This is a genomic window from Paenibacillus antarcticus (assembly GCF_001637225.1).
GTDB classification, from domain to species: Bacteria; Bacillota; Bacilli; order Paenibacillales; family Paenibacillaceae; genus Paenibacillus_AQ; species Paenibacillus_AQ antarcticus.
Genome location: NZ_LVJI01000009.1, coordinates 20,826 through 43,933 on the forward strand (window position 1 = coordinate 20,826; position 23,108 = coordinate 43,933).

The window sequence follows — 23,108 nt, forward strand, 5'->3', positions numbered from 1 at the left end:
AGGTGGGGTTTCATTGCAAAAACTGAAAGCAGAAATAATCAGAGAATTGGAAGATCATATCCTTCCCTTCTGGTCCGGTTGCATGGATTCGACGAATGGAGGTTTTTACGGTGGAGTCAATATTGATCTTCAGCAACAACCTCAGGCAGATAAGGGGGGGATAGCCACTTCTAGAATTCTGTGGTCTTTCTCTTCTGCGTATGTCATCACCGGCAATGAGCAATATCTTTCCTGCGCTAAACATGCATATACCTTTCTAATAGATCAAATCATGGATAAGGAATTTCAGGGATTGTATTGGATGGTAGATTACATGGGAGCTCCCAAAGATACGAGAAAGCATGTTTATACGCAATCATTTGGTATATATGCACTAAGTGAATACTACAAAGCATCTAAAGATCCAAATGCCCTCGAAATGGCTAAGCAACTCTTCCATTTGATTGAAATGAAAGGTTTCAATCCAGAGATTAATGCTTACAAAGAAGAATTTGATCGAGTGTGGACAGAAATTCCAAATGAGATGCTGAGTGAAAATGGCGTTCAAGCGGATATTACGATGAATACACATATTCATGTTTTAGAAGCCTATACGAATTTATTCACCGTATGGCCAGATGATCGGCTTAGAGCAGCTCTTACAAACCTATTAGAAATCTTATATACCAAAATATATAATCCCAACACGAAATTCTTAGGCGTCTTCTTTGATAAGAAATGGCATTCATTGCTTGATCTCAAATCCTTCGGTCATGATATCGAAGCTAGTTGGCTCATTGACCGAACGCTACACGTTCTTAATATAGATAAGCCGGAATATGTACAGATGGTCATCGATATTGCCTACAACATTGCGAACTACGCGATACAAGAGGATGGTTCGCTCATAAATGAGCAAGAACAAGATCATGTGGACAAAACTAGGGTATGGTGGGTTCAAGCAGAAGCTATCGTGGGATTCTATAATGCTTATCAACGTACTCAAGATCCTATTTTCCTCAAATTGGTCAGTAATCTATGGCATTATATCAAGGACAATATTATTGATGACCGACCAAATGGAGAATGGTTCTGGTCCATCGAACCTGATGGTACGCCTTCTCCGAGAGAAATCAATGGTGCTTGGAAATGTCCTTATCACAACAGTCGTTTTTGTTTAGAAATGATCGAAAGGGTGAACTAATATGATACACGCGAAATATAAAGAGCTTCTAGCCGAACAAGAGACCTTGATTAACCGAACCAATGAAAAAAATACAACCTTCTATAACGGGGTTTATGATCGCTATCAATACCCTGTCATTACCCGACACCATGTACCGTTACATTGGAGATTTGATTTGAATGCCGAGACCAACCCGCATTTCATGGAGAGATTAGGAATTAATGCGACCCTTAATCCAGGGGCCATTTATTTCAATAACAAATATTATCTTGTGATCCGCACGGAAGGTCTTGATCGTAAGTCTATTTTTGCTATCGCTGAAAGCGACAATGGTATTGATCAATTCCGATTCATTGGGACTCCGCTTACATGGGAAGATATCGATCAAGAAGAAACGAATATGTACGATATGCGACTAGTACTACATGAAGACGGTTGGATCTATGGTATCTATTGCTCGGAGAAGAAAGATCCTGATGCTGCTCCCTTCGACACATCCAGTGCAGTAGCACAAGCTGGGTTTGTAAGAACGCGGGATTTATTGAGTTGGGAACGCCTTCCTAACATACAAACCCCATCACCACAACAGCGTAACGTTGTATTACATCCAGAATTTGTGAATGGCAAATATGCTTTCTATACTCGTCCACAGGACGGATTTATCTCTACTGGTTCAGGTGGTGGTATTGCCTTTGGTCTATGTGATGATGTCCTAAATCCAGTTATTGTTCATGAGCAGATCATTGATGAACGTAGATACCATACCATCTATGAAGTCAAGAATGGTCAGGGGCCAGCACCTATTAAGACAGATCTTGGCTGGATTCATATTGCACATGGCGTGAGGAATACAGCAGCAGGGCTACGTTATGTACTATATACTTTTGCTACAAGCTTAGAGGATCCGACGAAGATCATTGCCAAACCTGGTGGCCACTTTATCGCGCCTTATGATGAGGAGCGCGTAGGCGATGTATCGAATGTTATCTTTTGTAATGGTGCCGTTGTAAATGAGAAGCAAGACGTGATGATCTATTATGCTTCCAGTGATACTAGAATTCATGTTGCTACTACGACGATTGAACGTCTGATTGATTATACCTTTAACACACCAGAGGATCCTTTCCGTTCCCTAGATAATGCAAACCAACGTAAGGAACTGATCGAGCTTAACGAACTGTTACTACAGAAACACTCATGAATAGAATGATTTAAGAGAAATTAGAACGGTTTCTGCATTCGACAGAGATACAATACGAAGAGCTAACGACCGGTACACAACCGTCGTTGGCTTTTTTTCAATTTCGTTAATCCTTCAATCGGGTTACGAAATATCAAGAAAAAAAGAGGGATCCCCTCCTCTTTTCTACTCATCTTACTACCACATTAACGGAGAATTATCTGTTATTATCCTATCTTACTCTTTTGAATCATCTTGTAGCATTTCTTTGCGTCTGTCATTCTTTTTTTGTTGAAATTGTTGCGCTTGTTGACTCGTCACAGGGTTCTTTTCTAAAGCTTTTACCGTATTGATTAGATTCTTATCTGGGCTCATCTGTCATTCCTCCTAGGCTAGTGTGACTTGGGTTCAGTATAGTATTGTTGCAGTTATGTGTTCGGACTATTCACATTAAGAATAAACGGATTCATTATTACACAAATTTAAAGTACATCCTCTTGATCTAAGCACCTCTACCTTACCGAGAATCGCCCATTCATGGTACAATAGGAAGGCTGCAATGCGTTCAATAATACAATCACGTGAGGAATATGATATTTCATGAAACAATCCACACCGTTACGGGCCTTTAATTTCTTGTATTTTGCCTTGCTAGCTATGTTTGTCTCTTTTCTTCCTGTCTATTTCGATTCACAGGGGTTAAGCCCATCACAGATTGGATTCATCATTGGTACGGGTGGGATAATAACAATCATTGCTCAGCCTTTGTGGGGGATGATTAGTGACCGGACAAAGACGATTCGAAAAGTATTAATGCTTCTGATTGTTTGCGCTTCGATCACCGGATTTCTGTTGTACAATACGACTAGTTACACCATGCTTATTGTATTTGCAATGTTGACTTATTTCTTTCTTATGCCTATTGATCCTTTAACGGAAAGTATGAATTTTCGAATAGCTGAATCCACTAGTATTAACTACGGCTCCATTCGTACATTCGGGGCATTGGGCTATGCGGTTATGGCGTTATTAACTGGTTACTTAATGACCCACTATGGCTCTCACAGCTTAGCATTAGTATTTGCTGGTATTGGACTTTTAAGCTTTATCATTATTCTTCCTATACCCGATGCACCAGCAGCCGCTAAACCCGTAACGTTGAAGAGTCTCAAAAATTTCTTAAGTGGAAAAGAAACACTTCTGTTCTTGTTGCTAGTCTTCATCTGTTCCATTCCAGCGCGGATAAACGACACCTTTCTAGGTATATATATCCTTGAACTTGGAGGAAATCCAGCATTGGTAGGGCAAGCTTGGTTTCTAGCAGCAGGCAGTGAAATTGTCGTATTTGCTCTAAGCTTCTGGTGGCTACGTAAAGGTAAGGAACTTATCCTCATTACAATTGCCGGTGCCTTTTATTTCATACGCTTCTTTATTTCTGCATGGATAACTGATCCACATTGGCTAGCTTATTTGCAAGTCCTCCAACTGCTTACATTCCCGATATTTTATACAGCAGCTATTCAGTACTTATATCGAATCGTGCCCGTTGAGTGGCGTGCAACGGGTCAGACTGTACTGGCTCTACTATTTTTTGGAGTATCTGGCATCTTCGCTTCCTATGTTGGGGGCGCTATGTATGAATTTTTCGGAGCTAAGACACTGTTCCTATCTATCTCAGCAATTTCTTGTGTCGGCGTGATATTCGGTCTGGTCCTACATCGAACGTACGGAGGTAGTCAACGCAATACCGAAGCGGACACCTAAAGAAATCATCAGTCAATAATGAATCCCCATTCGTACAAAAGTTACTTGGGGCGATTACATAAGCAATCTATTAATCAGGTCTGTTAAAGAGAGGAATTTATACACAAATGATTATTAAGCCGAGAACACGTGGATTTATATGTACGACATCGCATCCTGAGGGTTGTGCTAGTCAGGTACACGAGCAAATAAAATATGTACAAGCGAATCCAGAAATTAAGGGTCCCCGCAATGTATTAGTCATCGGAGCCTCTACGGGCTATGGACTGGCATCTCGAATCGTAGCTGCATTTGGAGCACATGCAAACACAGTTGGTGTTTACCGCCCAAGTGGTGGAAGTGAGAAACGCACCGCTTCAGCTGGTTGGTACAATTCTGCAGCGTTTGAGAAAGCAGCAGAAGCTGCTGGTCTCAAATCATACAGTGTCACAGGGGACGCTTTCTCTTCCGAGACAAAGGACAAGACGATCGAACTTATTCGCACTGAACTGGGCCAAGTGGACCTAGTCATCTATAGTGTCGCTTCCCCACGTAGAATTGATCCGCAGACAGGTGAATTGGTCAATTCCGTACTTAAACCTATTGGAAATTCTTTTACGAACCAAACCGTCAATTTCCATACGGGAGAAGTGAGTCAAGTTACGATTGAAGAGGCAACCGAACAAGAAGTGCATGATACGGTCACAGTGATGGGTGGCGATGATTGGAAGCTATGGATCGATGGACTTCGTCAAGCTGGCGTACTAGCTGATAACGCAACGACTATCGCATACTCATACATCGGTTCAGAAATCACGCAAGCTATTTATAGAGATGGCTCCATTGGTCAAGCCAAAGATCACCTTGAGGCAACTGCCCTACAAATGAATGACCAACTCGCTATAGGCGGGGGGCGTGCTTATGTATGTGTTAGCAAGGCACTTGTAACGCAATCTAGTTCCGCTATTCCAGTTGTACCATTATATGTTTCTGCCTTATATAAAGTGATGAAGGAAAAGGGACTTCACGAAGGATGTATTGAACAAACATATCGATTGTTTAATGAACGTCTGTACACGGATAGTGGTACACCTGTAGATGAAAAAGGCCGCATTCGCATCGATGATTGGGAATTACGCGAAGATGTACAAGCTGAGGTCACTCAGATATGGAATCAGATCACGACAGAAAATATTTATGAACTTACGGATCTCAAGGGATACACCCGTGAATTCTTCCAACTGTTTGGATTTGAATCCGAAGGTGTAGATTATGATGCTGATATTAACCCTGATGTTCAGGTCCCTAACTCCCTATAATCAATACCCAATCGTGTAAGATTCGTCATTGGAGGACGATAGTAATGGTAATTCCTAAAAAAACCGACCCTAGGGTCGTTCGCACACAGCGTCTGCTTCGTAAAGCGATGTTTGAATTACTAGAAACCCGCGAATTCGAACAAATTACGGTGCAAGATATCGCTGACCTTGCTACCATTAAACGTGCTACTTTTTATCTCCATTTCAATGATAAACAGGATTTGGTTCAGCAGTGCATCATTGATCTTCTTCAGGAACTACGCGAGTCGATGGAATATTCCACCGAAGAACCTGTACAGTTTAATTTCACCAGCGGTGAAGCCCATCCCAGTTTCATACGGCTCTTTCACCATGTAGGTGAACACTATGATCAATATCAGGCATTGTTGGTGAAGAATCGGATTCCTGCCTTTTCCTCTGGACTGATGGAACTCATTCACGAATTTGTATCTCAAGGGATCAACCATATAGAACCTAATGACAATAATCTCACTGCAAATCGTGACTTAATTATCAAATATGTGGAGTCTGCCTTTCTAGAGGTGATTATCTGGTGGATTGAGAACCAAATGCCTTACCCCGAGAAAGATATGGCCTCACAATTGATGAATCTCTCCATTAAAGGTCCGTATATTATACAGCCCGGACAACAATAGAAATGATGAGAAAGGAGCTCTCCCGTGAATGCGAGAGAGCTCCTTTCATGTTTCCATTTACAGAGCAGTCCAACCACCATCAATAACTAGTTCCGATCCAGTCATATACCGAGACTCATCAGAAGCTAGATATAATACGCCATAAGCGATATCTTCTGGTTTACCGAAGTAAGGTAATTGTGTGAATGTCTTATAATAAGGCGTAGCAGATTCAAATGTTGGAGCGGTCATTGGTGTTTCAATAATGCCGGGATGAATTGAATTGACACGAATTTGTGATTTGGCGAATTCAACCGCAGCAGCTTTAGAGATCGCTCGCAATGCACCTTTGGCAGCAGTGTATGCGCTCGAACCAGCCATACCTACAATACCACCGATAGAGGAAATATTAATGACTGAACCTGCCCCTATCTTTTGCATTTCAGGGATTACGTATTTCATTCCCAGCATACAACCGTTCAAGTTAATATCCATCACTTTATTCCAATGATCCATCTCCAGGTTAGCAATGGTCATGGTTGAAGAAATACCGGCATTGTTAACTAGAATATCTATTTTTCCGTATTGTTTAAGCGTCTCTTCTATTACTCTCTTCCAGTCATCCTCAGAAGCAACATTATGTTGAAGAGCTATTGCTTCTCCGCCAATACTCTTAATTTCTTTTATAATTTCGTTCAGCGCATTGATATTCAGGTCGGTTCCTACCACCATAGCTCCTTCTTGTGCAAAAAGTCTAGCGTCAGCCGCCCCCAATCCATTTGCAGCTCCTGTTATAATTGCCACTTTACCACTTAAACGTCCCATATTAATCTCCCTCTCCATTATGAACTTAGCATTCCGTAACCGCTTACAAGGAGAAGTATATACCTTATTGTCCATTATGTGAATTAATATACATAATGTCATTTAATATTATAATTATTCAACTCTAATCTCCTCCGCTGCTCATACTCGCGCAAAGGTGCCTAGGATTGACGAAGGACCTCTGCTGTGGTACTGTCCAAGAAATGTGATCAAAGATTATCGAGGCAGACGGAGTGCTTATATATACACCAGAATATGGGACCGGTATACCTGCGTATTGAAGAATGCCTTAGATTGGATCGTTTCATGAAGGGATTACCACAAATTCCAAAGACACAACATGAGCTGCTAAACGTACTTCGAGCGCTTAAGCATGATTGTTACGATAAGAAATAAAATTACAATTGATAACCTGACATGAAACGACTATAATGAGACCGAGTCTGGTAAATAAAGTGCTTACACCAGGATTATATTACTATCTTTTCACACTCGGAGGAATTCATATTATGAGATTGGAAAAAGACTTTCTTGGTACTAAAGATGTTCCGTCACACGCTTATTACGGTATTCAAACCATAAGAGCATCAGAGAATTTCCCCATTACTGGACAACGCATTCATCCCGAATTAATTCGTGCCATGGCAATGGTTAAAAAAGGCGCAGCAATGGCTAATATGGAAATCAGACGATTACTTCCCTCTAAGGGAGATGCTATCGTTCAAGCCGCTGATGAAATTATTGCTGGTCAATGGTTCGATCAGTTTATTGTCGACCCCATTCAAGGTGGTGCAGGAACATCCATTAATATGAATACCAACGAGGTCATTGCTAATCGTGCCCTTGAAATCATAGGCAAGGACAAAGGAAGTTATGCTGACATTAGTCCGAATAATCATGTCAATATGGCTCAGTCTACAAACGATTCTTTCCCTACAGCAGTACACTTAGCTGTACTGACAATGATTGAGAAGCTACTTTTGACCATGAAAGACTTACATAAAGCATTCAGTGATAAAGCTACGGAATTTGACGGTGTTATCAAAATGGGACGAACCCATTTACAGGATGCTGTGCCCATCCGTCTCGGACAAGAGTTCCAAGCTTACGCTCGTGTGCTTGAAAGAGATATAAAGAGACTTACTTCCACAAAACCCAATTTACTCGATATTAATATGGGTGCAACTGCCGTGGGTACAGGGCTTAATGCAGATGTAACTTATATTAAGCGGGTGGCGGAAATACTTGCAGAACTAAGTGGTTTTCCTTTAGAGCCTGCAGAACATCTCGTAGATGCAACACAAAATACAGATGCTTATACAGAAGTCTCAGCAGCACTGAAAATCTGTATGATGAACATGTCGAAAGTCGCTAATGACCTTCGTCTCATGGCATCGGGTCCAAGAGCTGGATTAGGAGAAATTACGCTCCCTTCCCGTCAACCAGGATCATCCATCATGCCAGGTAAAGTGAACCCTGTAATGTGTGAAGTCATTACTCAGATTGCATTCCAAGTCATCGGTAATGATCATACCATTTGCCTCGCGTCAGAAGCTGGTCAATTGGAACTAAACGTAATGGAACCGGTATTGGTGTACAACTTACTTCAATCTTTAGAAATTATGAATCAGGGATTCCGTGTCTTTAGAGAACATTGTATTGAAGGTATTCAGGCCAACGTAGATCATTGTCGTGAATATGTTGAGAACAGTGTAGGTATTATTACCGCGCTTAACCCTCACTTAGGTTATGAAGTCGTATCCCGCATCGCTCAGGAAGCTATTAATACAGGTAAATCGGTACGTAGTCTATGTCTCCTCTACAATGTGTTGACCGAAGAGGAATTAAATATCATACTCGATCCGTATCAAATGACGAACCCTGGTATCGCAGGTGCAGAACTACTTCATAGGGAGTAAAATAGTCTTTCCTGTAGAGAAGTAGTTCTTCATCATCAGTAACTTTATTATATTGAGATAAATGATTTGCAATCTAAAGGGGAGAACCAGATATATCTGGTTCTCCCCTTTAGATTTGCTTTTATGATTAAAATGAGTTTTAATTCGAACTTTGTTCAAATATAGGTTCATAAACATGAGGCGCTTAAGTCATGTAACTAGATTCGTTTTTTGTTCCTTATTATGAATTTTTCATATGCTGTAATATTATAATAAAGAAGGCGCTGTTTTCATTTCCTTACCTATTCAATATTTGATATTATTTAGATCCGATTGAAAATGGATGCATTTGAAGATTCATTCATCGGAGCAACTAATTCAACCTTTATTCTATCCGGGCCTTCGAAATATACCGCATATGTATCTTGCCATCCAGCTCGTAGTTTTTTTGTCCAAATACAGTATTTTGACGGCTCTCTTATTTAGTTCTATCATGATCTCATTGACTTGTTCTTTAGAATTAGTATGGAAAGCCAAATGGTTAAGCCCTACGCGATGTCGATTGTACGCGATACCCATATATTTTCTCTCTGCTTGTACAAATACGATATAGGTATTATCGTATTTGTAACTCACACCTTGTTCCCATTGCTGATATTTTACATAGCCTAATTTGATAAGAAACCAACCCCAGAAATCCTTTGTCACACTTAAGTTTGAAACGTTTAATTCAACATGGTGTAACATGTATTAGCTCTCCGTTCTATTATTGTCTCTTCATAATCCTATTGGCAGAGAGCAAGAATGGTATTCCAAAGGCGGATGTCACAGCAATGATCGTGAATATAATAACGGATGAATCTACACCTAACGCATCCAAGAGAAATCCTCCTAGCAACGGCGCCATCACATTCCCCAAATTATTGAATCCTATCATTCCAAAATATGTTCCTCGAAGTTCGGTCGTAGCGATCCTATCAATGAGCACATCCGTCATCGTAAACATCAATACCTCTCCTATCGTGAATAACACAACACCAACCATTAATCCAATAAGAGATTGAAAGATTCCAAATAACAGTAGACTGCAAGATACAAATACACTTCCTAGTATAAGGGGAATAACCGGTGGTAACTTACTTGCGTATTTAACTACAGGGAATTGACATGCCAGCACGACAATCGCATTGAGTGATAACATATAGCTAAACCACTTCGCTCCATCTTCAATCGTTGGGCTCATCTCCATATATTGTGCTAACGTAGAACTGAAATGTCCGTATCCAAGTACACAGAATATCATTCCGATCAGCACACACATAAATATGCGGTCCCCACTAACAGCACGGAACGCACCCATGAGTGTAACCTGTTCACTACTGCTACTAGTAGCAGTACCCAGTTCAGGGTATCTAATGAATTGAATAATCAACGTCACACCATAGAATAAGTACACGATCCCCGCAATAACAAAAGACCAGTTGGACCCTGATGCTCCCATTTGCAAGCCCAATATAGGTCCAAATACAACACCCAAGTTAATTGCGGCATACCGTAAGTTAAACACAAGTAGCTTGCTTTCCTGAGGTGTAATATCTGCGAGCAAGGCACGAGAAGTTGGTTCAAACATCGCACGACACAAACCGTTAAGTGCGTTCACTACAAAAAAAATCCAGATTTCGTCTGCAACGGCAAACCCTATAAAGACTAGAGCCCAGCCGAATACCGAGATCAACAGCACCTTTTTCCGACCTATAATATCAGATATGTATCCTCCGTAGAAACTAGCAAACACACCAATTAACGAGCTTACAGCAACAACGATTCCGGTCTGTGATGCGGATGCACCCATCGTTTTAATCAAATAAATAGATAAAAACGGGATACTCATGGACGTGGCCATTCGACCAAAAATCGAACCCAAAATAATGGTCCATGATAAGGGATGAATGTTCTTTAATTGTGATTTCATATCATGTCGCTTTCTCCAACTCTAAGTTGTAATTTATTTTCACTACTTATGTATCCGAACTAATTTTATTATTCTAACACAGAACGTGTATTTGCTAAACTGCATGATAGATATTATATGAAATCAGAATTAGCCGCAAAGCCCGACTAATCATCATCGATAATACAGATACATCCGATACATGCTCTTCATCCTCAAACTCTTTAAATGTCACCTTTAAACCACGATCTGAGTGAATGGAGAGACGTTCTGATAGTTCCCTCGCTTGATAAAAATTACGAGGAACATGACTTTTCTCCAATTCTCCCATCAGTCAATCAAATCTTGAAAAAACCGAATTCAACACATAATAAAAACCCGCTGAAGATTTGCTTATGTACCAAGCAAAATACTTCTACGGGTTCTTCATTGCAGTTATTAATATTATTTACAACTACCCTTATCTGAGTTCATCCTACATCTTTAATACATTTGAGTATGGACTTCCCCTTTCACCATCTCAATCAGTTCTCTCACACGCCTCATACCAAGATCGCCTTCGCCGCGCTTACGCACTGACACGCTATCTGAACTTCTCTCATTCTCTCCAATAATAAGCATGTATGGTGATTTCTCTAACTGTGCCTCACGGATCTTATAACCAAGCTTCTCATTGCGTACATCAATCTCTACTCGTATTCCATCCTGTTCTAGCTGTTTCTTCACCTGAAAGGCAACATCGTTATCCTTCTCGGAGACGGGCAGAATCTTGGCTTGCACCGGTGCGAGCCAGATTGGAAATGCTCCACTATAATGTTCTGTTAGAATCCCTAAGAATCTATCTATGGAACCAAATATAGCTCGATGGATAACAACAGGTCTATGCTTCTGATTGTACTCTCCCACGTATGTCAGATCGAATTTCTCTGGCATCTGGAAGTCCAATTGAATCGTGCCACATTGCCAATTTCGTTTGAGGGCATCTTGAATGTGAAAGTCAATTTTAGGTCCGTAGAATGCACCATCACCTTCATTCACACGATATTGAATGCCACGCTGATCTAGCACATTTGCCAAAGATTGCTCAGCAATATCCCACAGTTCATCCGATCCCATATAATCTTCTGGGCGAGTAGATAGCTCAATCTTATATTCGAATCCAAACACTTTATAGATATGATCAATCAATGCAATTGCACGACTAATCTCTTCTTCGATCTGATCCGGACGAGCAAATATGTGGGCATCATCTTGGCAAAATGTACGGACTCGCATCATTCCATTCAGCGCTCCCGAATATTCGTGGCGGTGAACTTGACCAAATTCAGATAAGCGGATAGGTAAATCTCGATAGGAATGTAGACTATTTTTAAAAATAAGCATATGCCCCGGACAATTCATTGGTTTGAGTGCAAAGGTTGTTTCGTCCACGTTCGTAAAATACATATTCTCACGGTAATGCTCGTAGTGTCCGGATTGCTCCCATAGTCGATTGTTCATCATCAGTGGTGTAAATACCTCTTCATAACCCCATAGTCTTTGTAACTCACGAGAGTATTGTTCAAGTGTATTGCGGATCGCCATACCCTTAGGTAGATAAAAAGGCATGCCAGGTGACTCTTCAGAGAACATGAACAATTCGAGTTCTTTACCCAGCTTACGATGATCACGTTTCTTCGCTTCCTCCAACAAATATAGATGCTCCTCGAGATCTGCCTTTTTCGGAAAAGAAGTACCGTAGATTCGCTGAAGCATTTTATTATCCGAATTCCCGCGCCAGTACGCTCCCGCTACACTTAATAACTTGAACACTTTAATCCGTCCAGTTGATGGCAAGTGAGGTCCCCGGCACAAATCTACAAACTCCCCTTGCTCATAAATCGAAATAACTGCATCCTCCGACAAGTTAGCAATGAGTTCTAGCTTTAACGGCTCATCCAATTGCTCGAACTTTCGGTTGGCTTCCTCTCGACTCACCTCTCGACGCAATATAGGCAGATTCTCTTGAATCACTTTGCCCATTTCTGTCTCAATCGCAGCGAGATCATCGACTGATAACGGTGTCTCTATATCGATATCATAATAAAATCCATCTTCGATAACAGGTCCAATTCCTAACTTCACATTTCTCGAACCGAATAACCGTTTAATCGCTTGTGCCATAACATGTGCAGTTGTATGTCTATATATATATAATCCTTCACGGCTATCAAGTGTTATCAACTCGACGAGGCAATCATGCTCAATCGAGTGATTGAGATCAACGATAGTGCCGTTCGTTGTTCCAGCCACCGCATTCTTTTTCAAACCTGTACTGATTGATTCTGCTACTTCTGATATCGAGGTTCCTTGCGGATACCTCCTAACTGTTCCATCTTGCAGCGTTACGTTAATCTCATTCATCTTGATTAGCCTCCATTTCTCACAAATTGTTGTACGAGCCATTTATTGAACGCAAAAAAGACGCATCACATCCCCCAAGGGACGAGTGCATCTAAGCTCGTGGTTCCACCCTAATTCAACCTGTCACAAACATGCTGAGGCTATTCACCCTAACGTGTTTGAAATAAACAAGGTCCTTCATTAATCATTAGTATCCTATAACGTAGATAAGACGGTGATATGTACAACCGTAAATTAACGGGTTCAACACCACAGCTACAAAGGGGTAATCTCACAACCGGTACAGTAGAAGCTTGCAGCAATCACTTCTATCTCTGGACAGTCCGGACAAGGAAATCATGTCTTTGATCAATGCCTAATTATGTTGGATTGGTGGTAATCCCCAACCAATACTGTGATCATTATAAACTCACTAGTATAAAAATTGCAACCCAATTCATGGTATTAAGTACGACTTGTATTATAGGTTTAATCAAAAGACCACTGGGGCATAAGCCTCAGTGGTCCTTTGATATGGCATGTTGGTTCAAAGAAATAACAATGAACCCTCCAAAAAAAGTTATTTTAAATATAAATTTTAGATTATATACAAAATGCTTTAGTGATGATAACAAGCAAAATGAACAATACTAAAATTGCTCCTACACCTGCACCGCCAAACCCACAACCTACTCCACCAACACCGCCAACACCGCCGTATCCTCCAACAACTTCGCTCATCATATTTCCCTCCTTTTCAATTGGGTACATCATACAATATGTGCATCCATGATCTGGAGAGTGGGTTAAATGGCAAGGAATTTGCTTATCGTCCTCAAGATATTATAATCCTACAACATGTAGAAGATCCCTCTCAACTCCACATTCTAATGACATCACATAATTCCAATTCTTCAAAATTCAACTTATAAATATCTGGCATCGTGGAAGACATCCAGAAATCATAATCATATTCTGCATCGAAATGATTCATCATCAAGGTCATGATATCTCCATGTGTACCAATAACAATCCTCTTACCTTGGTGATGAATAAGTATCTTTTCGATACATGCTCTCGCTCTATTCTGAGCTTGATGACTTGATTCTCCATTTGGGAATGTGAAGTGAACATCTTCGTATACTTTTCTCTTAGCTTCTTTAAAATCCCAATTCGTGAAATCACCTATGGCTCTTTCTCTCAGATCTTCTTCTATCAGGATATCTGCAGAACAATCATTAGCCAATTGCTGAATCGTTGCTTTAGCTCTTTCATAAGGGCTCGAGACGAACACGTCAATTCCTTCGTTGATCAGAAGTTCTTTAACTTTAATGGAGTCTCGTTGCCCTTTATTAGATAATCCTCTTGTACGTTCTTCATTCTCTATATAGGGTGATTCTGCATGTCTTACGAAGTAAATCGTAGTATACATGTCCACAAACCTCCTCTATTGATCATTTTTTCTTTATATGATTTATCGTATTGGCAACGCCAGTTATAGCAAATAATAATCCCACGAATCCAAATCCGTATGTGATCTTCCAGTTACTATGATCTGAGACCACAACGGTTACAATAAACGCAATCGCGGCTAAGAAATTTAAGATAGCAATCGTTAGATAATTAATTCCTTTCAACGCATATCACCTCTTCAATATTAATATGAATCTATAACACCTTATTCATTCACTTCGTATTCCATTAGCCAACAATCTCTTAATTCCCCTTCGTGCCATTCATGTTGTTCAAGAAGTTTCTTCTTTATAAACCCATTCTTTTCATATACTCTCAGAGCTCTTGTATTCCACGCTTGTGGATCCATTACGATTATCTTTGCTTCTTTATTTGATATAAGGTAGTTCCGCATTTCTTTGATAACACGTGAACCGATTCCTTTATTCCAGAATTCAACTTCTCCTATGAATTGGTCCATTCCATATATTTTACCATCAAATTCTACATACCCATAGATTTCTTTCTCTTCTTCATCAATAAGGTAGAATTGAATATACCCTATTTCTTTTCCCTTATATTGAATAATACACGAAGTGATACCTTCTCTATTCTCGTAAAAATGTTTGTTGATTAATGCTATATCATGTGGATGATCACGACCTTCATAATACTCTAACACGACAGGATCTGACAGCCATTTGTGCAACAGGGTAGAATCTTCAGATCTGAGTTGTCTTATGCTCATCTCATTCTCTTCTAATATAATCACGTAGGGGGCCTCCTGTTTACAACATTTCCATCTATTATATCAAGTAGTAGAATTGACGGGAACACAAAAAAACATCAAGCGCTTTCGCACTTAATGTTCAATCGTATTACTTATAGTAAGGACCTAGTAGACTCTCTAACGATTAATTCTGCTGGAAATGTTTTATGTGCATGTGTTATTTTCTTATTGATCAAATCAAACAGTATTTTGATGGTCTCTTCTGCAATTTCTCCCACTGGTTGTTTCATCGTAGTGATCGATGGATTATAATAGAATGATATATCTAGTCCATCAAAGCCAGCAACTGAATAATCTTCTGGCACTCTTTTTCCAGCTTCAAGCAAGGCTTTACATGCACCAATAGCTAGGCTATCAGAGATAGCATAAAGGGCTGTGAATTCTTCCTTTGATGCTAACAATTCTTTGGTAACAACATAACCATTTTCCATCGTATAGCTCTCAATATCGTCTTTCATATGCCATACCAAATCCGCATTATAGTCCACCCCATGATCTGCTAAAGCTTTTTTATAACCTTCAAATCTTAATTTCCCTATACTTACATCTTCCATATTTGCAGTTATTGTAGCAATCTTTGTATGTCCAAGACTACATAAATAATCTACTAATTTATAACTCTCATTAAAGTCGTCAACGGATACAGAGGAATACTCATTAGGTTCAACAACTTCTGACATTCCAATCGTACTAAGCACAAATGGTACCGTCAATTGCGTTAGCTTTTCTTTCGAGTGAGAGAAATATCCTCCTAGAAATACAATCCCTTTTAATCGTTTTTCCTTCTCTAATTCTATCGCAACATCGATTTCATCTTGGTTCTCATCTACGCGTTGCAGAAAAAAAGAATACTTTTTCCTTTTAATCTCTTCTTCAAACACCTTAATCATATGATTGAAAAAAGGATTGGTAATCCCTTTAATCAATACAGCTATTGTTTTTGAAGCAGCACGTTTCAAATTTCTTGCACTGTTATTTGGAATGTAATGATTTTCTTTAATGACACGCATAATCATCATTTTTGTCTCTTCATTAATATCGGGATGATTATTTATCGCTCTTGATACTGTCGTTACGCCCACGCCGCACATTTTCGCAATGTCAATAATTGTGATTCTTTCCATATCAAGTTCTTCCCTTACACCGTAGTTTCACCCATTAAACCCAGGTTCTTATCATCATACTATACCAGAATTTGGTTTATTGTATATACATACACATATATACAAAACAAGAGTAGAGTGTTCTCGGGGGGTCTAAGTCACCGAGAAAGCAATGCTACTCTTTGATAAAATTACCATAAATGTCGGAGTTGTTAATTAGTCATTACCCCTTAACAGCTCCTGCAACAACACCTTCAATAATATACTTTTGACATAACAAGTAGAATATGACGATTGGTACGATAGCTAATACTAACATGGCCATCATAGCACCCATATCTATAGATCCATATCCACCCTTAAGATACTGGATTGCAATAGGAATAGTTTTATACTCGGTACCAATGATTAAATCAGGTAATAAGTAATCATTCCATACCCACATGACATTTAGTATAGCTACTGTGATAGCCGTTGGTTTTAGGATGGGTAATACGATGGAAAAGAACGCCTGAACTGGGTTACACCCGTCCATCATAACCGCCTCTTCGATCTCAATAGGTATGGATTTCACAAATCCACTGAACAAGAACACAGATAACCCAGATCCAAATCCAAGGTAAATTAATATAAGCCCAATTGGATTATCAAGATGGATGATATTAGCGACCTTTGACATGGTGAACATCACCATTTGGAATGGTACGATCATTGAGAATACAAATACATAATATAACATATTCGTAAACTTAGTCTTTACTCGTGTAATATACCATGCTGTCATAGAAGTAAATAAGACAATAACAGCAACAGAAAATACCGTGATAAACAATGACATTCCAAATGCACTCATGAAATCAGTCTTAGCAATACCACCTATATAATTCTCTAAGCCACTAAATGTAGTGCTATTAGGGAATAAGAATGGCGTGTCACTAATGTAAAACTTCCCTTTGAAAGAGTTCATCAGAACGATGAAAATAGGTCCTAGAAATGCAATAGATAACAATATTAACACGATGTAACTAATGCTATCTTTAATTCTTGATGATTTCGTTTCCATTAATTCTCAATCTCCTTTCTTCTAGTAATAACAAGTTGAATTAATGCGATCAATGCGACTAGAACAAAGAATACGACTGCCTTAGCCTGACCTACACCTTCCCAACCCGTTTTACTATAAAAGGAGTTGTAAATATCCAGTGCTAACATGGTTGTTTGCTTAGATGGCGCACCCGCAGTTAACGCTAAGTTTTGGTCAAAAAGTTTGAATGAGTTCGACAATGTCAGGAATAAACATATTGTAATTGCCGGCATCACTAATGGGATGGTCACGTTACGTAATATTTGAAAACGAGGAGCTCCATCAATTTTAGCTGCCTCAATGATGTCCTTAGGAATATTCTGAATACCTGCAATATACACAATCATCATATAACCAATGAGTTGCCAATTCATAAGTATGATTAATCCCCAAAAGCCGTATTTAGCATCAAACGTCAACGTAACGTCGAAGTAATACAAAATACCATTAAGAATCAGTTGCCATATATATCCTAATACAATACCACCAATTAAGTTAGGCATAAAAAATATCGTTCTAAATATGTTAGTACCTTTCTTTCCTCTGGTTAACAACGTTGCAAGTAGGAAAGCAAATACATTTATTGTTATGACGGATAGCACAGTGAACTTAACGGTAAACCACAGTGCATTTATAAACTCTTGGTTAGAAAATGCTTTGATATAATTACTCATACCTACCCATTTCGCATCGGTAACGGTCGTAAACTCTGTGAAAGACAAAATGATCCCTAAAACAAATGGTATTAAAAATGCTACTGAAAAAGCCAGTAAAGTTGGTAATGCAAACAGTGCAAAATACTTTTTAATCGATTTTTCCATTATTGTCTTCTCCTAACTGAGTATTAAAGCATGATAACTCAGACAAATTTAACACTCAACGATGATATTATGCCACTGCGTACCCAAGTGGTATACAGTGGCACAACTTTTAATCAATAGTCTTAGTAAATATTTTTATTTTGTCTTTTCAGACTTCCAAGTATCTTTAACGATAGTTGTAACTTCATCCCATGTCTTTTTACCTTGAGCATATTCTAACAATGCATCACCGAAGTAATTCTTGAATTCTTCACTAGGGAAAGCTGCAAAAGTCCAAGGTGTGGATTGAATATCTTTCTTCTCCATCCAAGCTAATACTTCTTTAGCTAGTGGATCAGCTGGTTTCTCATTCTCTTTAAATGTATTGAACGGTGAGATGAAACCAAGATCATTCGTTACGTAACTCTTACCTTTTTCACTGGAGAATAACCATTCCAAGAAAGCTATAGATGCCTTTTGCTTCTCGTCAGATACTTTACTGTTGATTGCAAAGTAGTTCTCTGTGCCGATAGCTAAACCTTGTGTTTCTTCGCCCTCTACACCCGTGTAGATAGGCATAAATTTAATGTCTTCAGCTTTTACAACGTTTCCAGCAACATCATTAATCTGTCCCCAACCCCAGTTACCATTCTGAACCATTGCTGTTTGACCAAGTGCGAATTCAGCCATAGAATCAGTTACTGTTTTACTACCCAAAAGTGCACCCTTTGTAGCAGAATTATTAAGATATAAATCAAAGATATTTTTGAAATTATCTCCGTATTTAAAGGAAATTTCTTTAGAATCCAAACCTGCTAATACGGTGTTATCAAATTTCGTATTATCTTTGAATTCATAGTACAAAGGAATGTTTGCTAAGTGTGTCTGCCATCTCCATTGCTCACCAGCAGCTAAAGAAGTGGAAGAGAATACGCCTTTGATCTCCAATTGATCTTTCTTAGCTGTCATATCTTCAACTACTGCTTTTAGCGTAGCGAAGTTGTTGATTTCTGAAGTAGATGAAATAGTAACTGCTTTGTCTGCCAATGCAAAGTATTTCTGCATAATAGCTTCGTTATAAATGATACCGTATCCTTCTACAACATAAGGAATACCATAGACGCCTTCACCGCTTGTTACAGCTAAGCTTTTATCTGTCAAGTAGCTATACAATTTAGTATCTTTCAAGTCTGCCGTATAATTCTTCCAAGATTCATATCCTACAGGACCATTCATTTGGAAAATGGTAGGTGCGTCAGATTTTGCAATTTCTGATTTCAATTTTGTTTCATAAGTACCTGCAGCAGCAGTTACAACTTTAACCTTAACTCCTGTTTCTGCTTCATAATCTTTTGCAATTTTTTCATATGTCTCTGCAATTTCAGGTTTAAAGTTCAAGAAATAAATTTCTCCACTTTTTCCTGATGCTGAATTAGAGTTTTCTGATTTGTTACCACATGCAGTTACTAAGCCAATAACCATTGTAGATACTAAAACGAGCCCTAACATTTTCTTAAACTTATTATTCATTTGTGTTTCCCCTTCTTTTCTTTAAATTTGTTTCCATTAAACATTGAAAACGTTCTCTATTCTGGGGTGAAAAAATGATAACGCTTTCCAAAAATAATCGGTAGCGTTATCGGTAACGTTTCCAGTGCTTGCGTTTATAATAGCATATTGCACTATTAAATCGCAAGAGTGTATTTTTATTTGATTTTCTCATCCATTATTCTATGCATTTAAGTACTTTTTCACTCTATTTAATTTATTTGTTGTAAGTTACGTAAACATTCATTCAAACTCAATAAATTCTTCCGTATGATTACGAATGTATGTATTCATATTCCTAATAGTATGGGGTACCAGTGTGTTATATCTAATATATAGTTTATTAACAGAGACAAATAGTTCTTTATCCTTCTCTATGTCAGATGGCGATGCTTGAATCCACGTTCCATCATCTCTTTTGTACTTTTCTTCAATAAGAGTCTCTAATTCTTCATAAATGTCTGATATAGCTTGATCTTTAAAGTAACCCATTCCTTTCTTCAAACCAATCCACGATTTAACTTCGCTCATGAAATAAAATGCAAACCAATAAAATTCAAAGATTGATTTCGTATGATTATGATAGGAATAGAACATATACAACCCTTTTTGACCATCATTTAATTGATGGTGATATACATCAGCTTTAATTTCCATACTCTTCCCTTGAATGGTTAGTATCGTTGGCATAATACAAATCCACGCGAGATTATCGTACTTTAATTCTTCCTTCTTCAATTTCGTAAGCATAACATGCCCCTCTCTCGACTAATCAGTCACAATATCATAGTTAATTGCTTGTTATTCATCTTTCAAATAACTTGGTATACAAGATGATACGACCCTGCCTTAGAACAACTCAAGTTAGGGCCGAATCGTGTTGTCTGAGATAGTCTCACATGTAGAACATTAACTTAACAATTTTAGAATAACAGAAGCATTTACGTTCGTGTGTGTGCCCCCAGCCAACGTCTGAAGTGTAACCGCTGCGGAAGAACTATGGTTCCGTAAAGTTAGTACATCGCCTGCGGCAAGATACATCAAAGCCTGACCCATGTTTAACTGAGTGCCAGCACCCGATCCATATATTGTTCCAGTTATATTGGACTCTTTGACTACTTCTCTTATATTAGAATTAATAATAATGCAGTTAATTCCATTGCATGTGGTCCCTACAGTCATTTCATGAAGCTTTCTTATTAGTGCTTCTTCAGAACTGACGTGTTCTAATGCGGATAAAGCTATGATAACGTCATACTCAGCTTCTTTTATATCGAAATGTTCTATTTCAGACAGAACAGTCTCAATACCTTGTTCAACGCCATATTCCTTACTATAGTTATTTAACTTTTCTATAGCTGATTCTAATAAGTCAACGCAAACGATTCTTCCATTTCTATTCTTCAGTATTTCTGCCATGGGGATGCTATTCCTACCAATTCCGCAACCCAAATCAAGTACTTTAAGATCTCGTCTATCATTGAAATGTTCTAAGAGGTCTATTACACTCTTAACTGGTTTGTGCAACCAAGATCCAGGTTCAAATAATGTATAGTGTTCAAAACAATGATCATGATATTTCTTTTCTTCTGTACGGATATGAGCTATCCTATTCATGCTTTCACCTCAAGCTCTTTTTAACTTAATAATAAATCAATCTATCATCTCCATATCGAAATAACGCTCTTTCCTGTAATCTATTTACTCTACTATCTTGTGGGACATATAGAAAAATAACTACTTCAAAGAGAGACTTTAAATCATCACCATCATGAAGTGTATGAGGAAGTAATTCAGACAATTCACGACCTAGTGTCGATGCTCCTGAGCCTGAAGCACCAAATATATGTATTCGTTTAATCATACTCAATTCCGTTGTTAGATGATGATTTATTATGTTATCCGAGAGGATGGATTGTCCTACGATTACACTTTTACTTGTAATAACAAAAGGAAGAAATGATATTTGTCGGGGGATTAAGAATACAAGACCAAACCCTAGTTCTTTACATCTCTTTAATCCTTCAGTAATTAATAGTATTCCTATACCTTGTCTCTAAATTCAAGTCTACTCCACCCTTATCAAAAAAACATCAAGCAACCTACACCTGATGTTATCGAATCTCCATTATTGTCATAATAATTATACACAATTACCATATATTTATCATTAATTTACATACATTAATTTAGTTATTATTGATTCCATCTTATTACTTCATCATAGGTAGGTAAAGCTGCAATAGCCCCTACTTTTGTACACACGATCGCACCCACCTGATTCGCATAATGAATCATTTTTCTCCAATCTATGAAGGTAAGGTTCGTAATGCCCTGATTAGTGATTTGAGAGAGTTGTACAAGAACCGCACCAACGAACGCATCGCCAGCCCCAGTAGAATCGATCGATGTAATAGAAATACTTGGTATCGTAGCTTGGTCAGACCCATTCGAGATCAACGTTCCATTCTTGCCTAACGTAACCGCAATAACCTTCGTTCCTAAACGATGAAGCTCCATTACACCTTCGTTAAGATCTTCATAGCCACTAATGAGTTGTAACTCTTCTTCGCTCACTTTTACAAAATCAGCAAGAGACACTCCCTTTTTAGCTAAATTAATGAATTCTTCCGTTCTGTAAGCCCATAGGCTGTGTCTGTAGTTCGGATCGAAAGAAACAAACTGTTTCTGCGCGCGTGCCTTTGCCATGAATTCAAAATAAGCATCTAAGTAGGCTCCACCTAACATCGCTGTAGCTGAACCGAAATGAACGATGGCTGCTTCACGTAGCTTATCAAGTGGAAGATCATTGGCTGTGAAATTACCATCGGCACCACGATTGAACATAAAGTCACGTTCCCCATCGCTCTGTAGCGATACGAATGCCATCGTTGTCAGCATCGATGTATCTCGAGCAATCAGATCCGTATTTACACTCACTTCATTTAAGGTTTCGATTAAGAAATCACCAAATGGATCGCTACCCACTTTACCAGCAAAAGAAGCGACACCACCGAGACGAGAAATTGCGGCCGCAACATTAGCAGGCGCACCACCGGCTTGTTTGTTAAAGTGTGATCCTTCAGCCAAATTCACACCTATATCACTACAAAAGAAGTCTATTAACAATTCACCGATACAAAGAACCTGTTGGTGTTCACAACGATTCTTCAATCCCTCAACCAACTTAAGCTCCCCCTTATCCTTACTTCTTACGATGGTAGCCATCTAAA

The 23,108-nt window shown here is 38.8% G+C and carries 23 protein-coding genes and 1 pseudogene; 6 read left to right on the forward strand and 18 right to left on the reverse strand.

Annotated features, from left to right (window positions below):
- Positions 1-13: 13 nt before the first annotated feature.
- Positions 14-1,183 (forward strand): AGE family epimerase/isomerase, encoded by a 1,170-nt coding sequence (locus PBAT_RS07520; protein ID WP_068648156.1) that lies wholly within the window; start codon positions 14-16, stop codon positions 1,181-1,183.
- A 1-nt stretch (position 1,184) separates the two neighbouring features.
- Entirely contained in the window at positions 1,185-2,366 is a 1,182-nt protein-coding gene (locus PBAT_RS07525) for a glycoside hydrolase family 130 protein (RefSeq protein ID WP_068648158.1), read from the forward strand.
- 216 nt (positions 2,367-2,582) lie between these two features.
- Here the strand turns inward: PBAT_RS07525 and PBAT_RS25535 are convergent, their stop codons facing one another.
- On the reverse strand, positions 2,583-2,720 hold the full coding sequence (locus PBAT_RS25535; RefSeq protein ID WP_169810089.1) for a hypothetical protein: 138 nt from the start codon (positions 2,718-2,720) through the stop codon (positions 2,583-2,585).
- A gap of 225 nt (positions 2,721-2,945) precedes the next feature.
- On the opposite strand from PBAT_RS25535, the gene PBAT_RS07530 reads away from it, so the two are divergent.
- The 3 genes from PBAT_RS07530 (at position 2,946) to PBAT_RS07540 (ending at position 6,063) form a co-directional block, all read left to right on the forward strand.
- Entirely contained in the window at positions 2,946-4,109 is a 1,164-nt protein-coding gene (locus PBAT_RS07530; RefSeq protein WP_068648160.1) for an MFS transporter, read from the forward strand.
- A 107-nt stretch (positions 4,110-4,216) separates the two neighbouring features.
- Positions 4,217-5,407: an enoyl-ACP reductase FabV gene (fabV, locus tag PBAT_RS07535; RefSeq protein WP_068648162.1), complete on the forward strand. Its 1,191-nt coding sequence runs from the start codon at positions 4,217-4,219 to the stop codon at positions 5,405-5,407.
- Positions 5,408-5,451: 44 nt separating this feature from the next.
- Positions 5,452-6,063, forward strand: a complete 612-nt coding sequence (locus tag PBAT_RS07540) for a TetR/AcrR family transcriptional regulator (RefSeq protein ID WP_068648164.1) — start codon at positions 5,452-5,454, stop codon at positions 6,061-6,063.
- A gap of 57 nt (positions 6,064-6,120) precedes the next feature.
- Here PBAT_RS07540 and PBAT_RS07545 read toward each other — a convergent pair whose 3' ends face one another.
- On the reverse strand, positions 6,121-6,867 hold the full coding sequence (locus PBAT_RS07545) for an SDR family NAD(P)-dependent oxidoreductase (RefSeq protein WP_068648166.1): 747 nt from the start codon (positions 6,865-6,867) through the stop codon (positions 6,121-6,123).
- A 509-nt stretch (positions 6,868-7,376) separates the two neighbouring features.
- Between PBAT_RS07545 and aspA the strand changes: the two genes are divergently transcribed.
- Positions 7,377-8,786 carry an aspartate ammonia-lyase gene (aspA, locus tag PBAT_RS07550; protein WP_068648168.1) on the forward strand — a complete coding sequence of 470 codons (1,410 nt, stop codon included), beginning with the start codon at positions 7,377-7,379 and terminating at the stop codon, positions 8,784-8,786.
- A 302-nt stretch (positions 8,787-9,088) separates the two neighbouring features.
- Here the strand turns inward: aspA and PBAT_RS07555 are convergent.
- The 16 genes and pseudogenes from PBAT_RS07555 to PBAT_RS07625 all read right to left on the reverse strand — a co-directional run bounded on the left by PBAT_RS07555 (position 9,089) and on the right by PBAT_RS07625 (position 23,103).
- A pseudogene (locus PBAT_RS07555) lies at positions 9,089-9,512 on the reverse strand (VOC family protein).
- A 19-nt stretch (positions 9,513-9,531) separates the two neighbouring features.
- Entirely contained in the window at positions 9,532-10,737 is a 1,206-nt protein-coding gene (locus tag PBAT_RS07560) for an MDR family MFS transporter (protein ID WP_068648169.1), read from the reverse strand.
- A 94-nt stretch (positions 10,738-10,831) separates the two neighbouring features.
- Positions 10,832-11,047: a hypothetical protein gene (locus PBAT_RS07565; protein WP_068648171.1), complete on the reverse strand. Its 216-nt coding sequence runs from the start codon at positions 11,045-11,047 to the stop codon at positions 10,832-10,834.
- 152 nt (positions 11,048-11,199) lie between these two features.
- A complete protein-coding gene (gene thrS, locus PBAT_RS07570; RefSeq protein ID WP_420848737.1) occupies positions 11,200-13,161 on the reverse strand; it encodes a threonine--tRNA ligase in 1,962 nt (653 codons plus the stop codon).
- Between the two features lie 540 nt (positions 13,162-13,701).
- Positions 13,702-13,839 carry a hypothetical protein gene (locus PBAT_RS25540; protein ID WP_169810090.1) on the reverse strand — a complete coding sequence of 46 codons (138 nt, stop codon included), beginning with the start codon at positions 13,837-13,839 and terminating at the stop codon, positions 13,702-13,704.
- A 133-nt stretch (positions 13,840-13,972) separates the two neighbouring features.
- A complete protein-coding gene (locus tag PBAT_RS07575; protein WP_068648175.1) occupies positions 13,973-14,530 on the reverse strand; it encodes a histidine phosphatase family protein in 558 nt (185 codons plus the stop codon).
- A 22-nt stretch (positions 14,531-14,552) separates the two neighbouring features.
- Positions 14,553-14,735: a hypothetical protein gene (locus PBAT_RS07580; protein WP_068648177.1), complete on the reverse strand. Its 183-nt coding sequence runs from the start codon at positions 14,733-14,735 to the stop codon at positions 14,553-14,555.
- Positions 14,736-14,776: 41 nt separating this feature from the next.
- On the reverse strand, positions 14,777-15,322 hold the full coding sequence (locus tag PBAT_RS07585; protein ID WP_084402887.1) for a GNAT family N-acetyltransferase: 546 nt from the start codon (positions 15,320-15,322) through the stop codon (positions 14,777-14,779).
- Positions 15,323-15,432: 110 nt separating this feature from the next.
- Positions 15,433-16,464 carry a LacI family DNA-binding transcriptional regulator gene (locus tag PBAT_RS07590; RefSeq protein WP_068648179.1) on the reverse strand — a complete coding sequence of 344 codons (1,032 nt, stop codon included), beginning with the start codon at positions 16,462-16,464 and terminating at the stop codon, positions 15,433-15,435.
- A 202-nt stretch (positions 16,465-16,666) separates the two neighbouring features.
- Positions 16,667-17,506: a carbohydrate ABC transporter permease gene (locus PBAT_RS07595; RefSeq protein WP_068648181.1), complete on the reverse strand. Its 840-nt coding sequence runs from the start codon at positions 17,504-17,506 to the stop codon at positions 16,667-16,669.
- Positions 17,506-18,348 carry a carbohydrate ABC transporter permease gene (locus tag PBAT_RS07600; protein ID WP_068648183.1) on the reverse strand — a complete coding sequence of 281 codons (843 nt, stop codon included), beginning with the start codon at positions 18,346-18,348 and terminating at the stop codon, positions 17,506-17,508. The genes PBAT_RS07595 and PBAT_RS07600 overlap by 1 nt, the downstream gene beginning before the upstream one ends.
- Positions 18,349-18,483: 135 nt before the next feature.
- Positions 18,484-19,857 (reverse strand): ABC transporter substrate-binding protein, encoded by a 1,374-nt coding sequence (locus PBAT_RS07605; RefSeq protein WP_068648185.1) that lies wholly within the window; start codon positions 19,855-19,857, stop codon positions 18,484-18,486.
- A gap of 261 nt (positions 19,858-20,118) precedes the next feature.
- Positions 20,119-20,625: a hypothetical protein gene (locus PBAT_RS07610; protein WP_068648187.1), complete on the reverse strand. Its 507-nt coding sequence runs from the start codon at positions 20,623-20,625 to the stop codon at positions 20,119-20,121.
- 159 nt (positions 20,626-20,784) lie between these two features.
- A complete protein-coding gene (locus PBAT_RS07615; protein ID WP_068648190.1) occupies positions 20,785-21,492 on the reverse strand; it encodes a class I SAM-dependent methyltransferase in 708 nt (235 codons plus the stop codon).
- A gap of 25 nt (positions 21,493-21,517) precedes the next feature.
- Positions 21,518-21,739: a P-loop NTPase family protein gene (locus PBAT_RS07620; RefSeq protein WP_068648192.1), complete on the reverse strand. Its 222-nt coding sequence runs from the start codon at positions 21,737-21,739 to the stop codon at positions 21,518-21,520.
- Between the two features lie 332 nt (positions 21,740-22,071).
- A complete protein-coding gene (locus PBAT_RS07625; RefSeq protein ID WP_084402889.1) occupies positions 22,072-23,103 on the reverse strand; it encodes a carbohydrate kinase family protein in 1,032 nt (343 codons plus the stop codon).
- Positions 23,104-23,108: the final 5 nt, after the last annotated feature.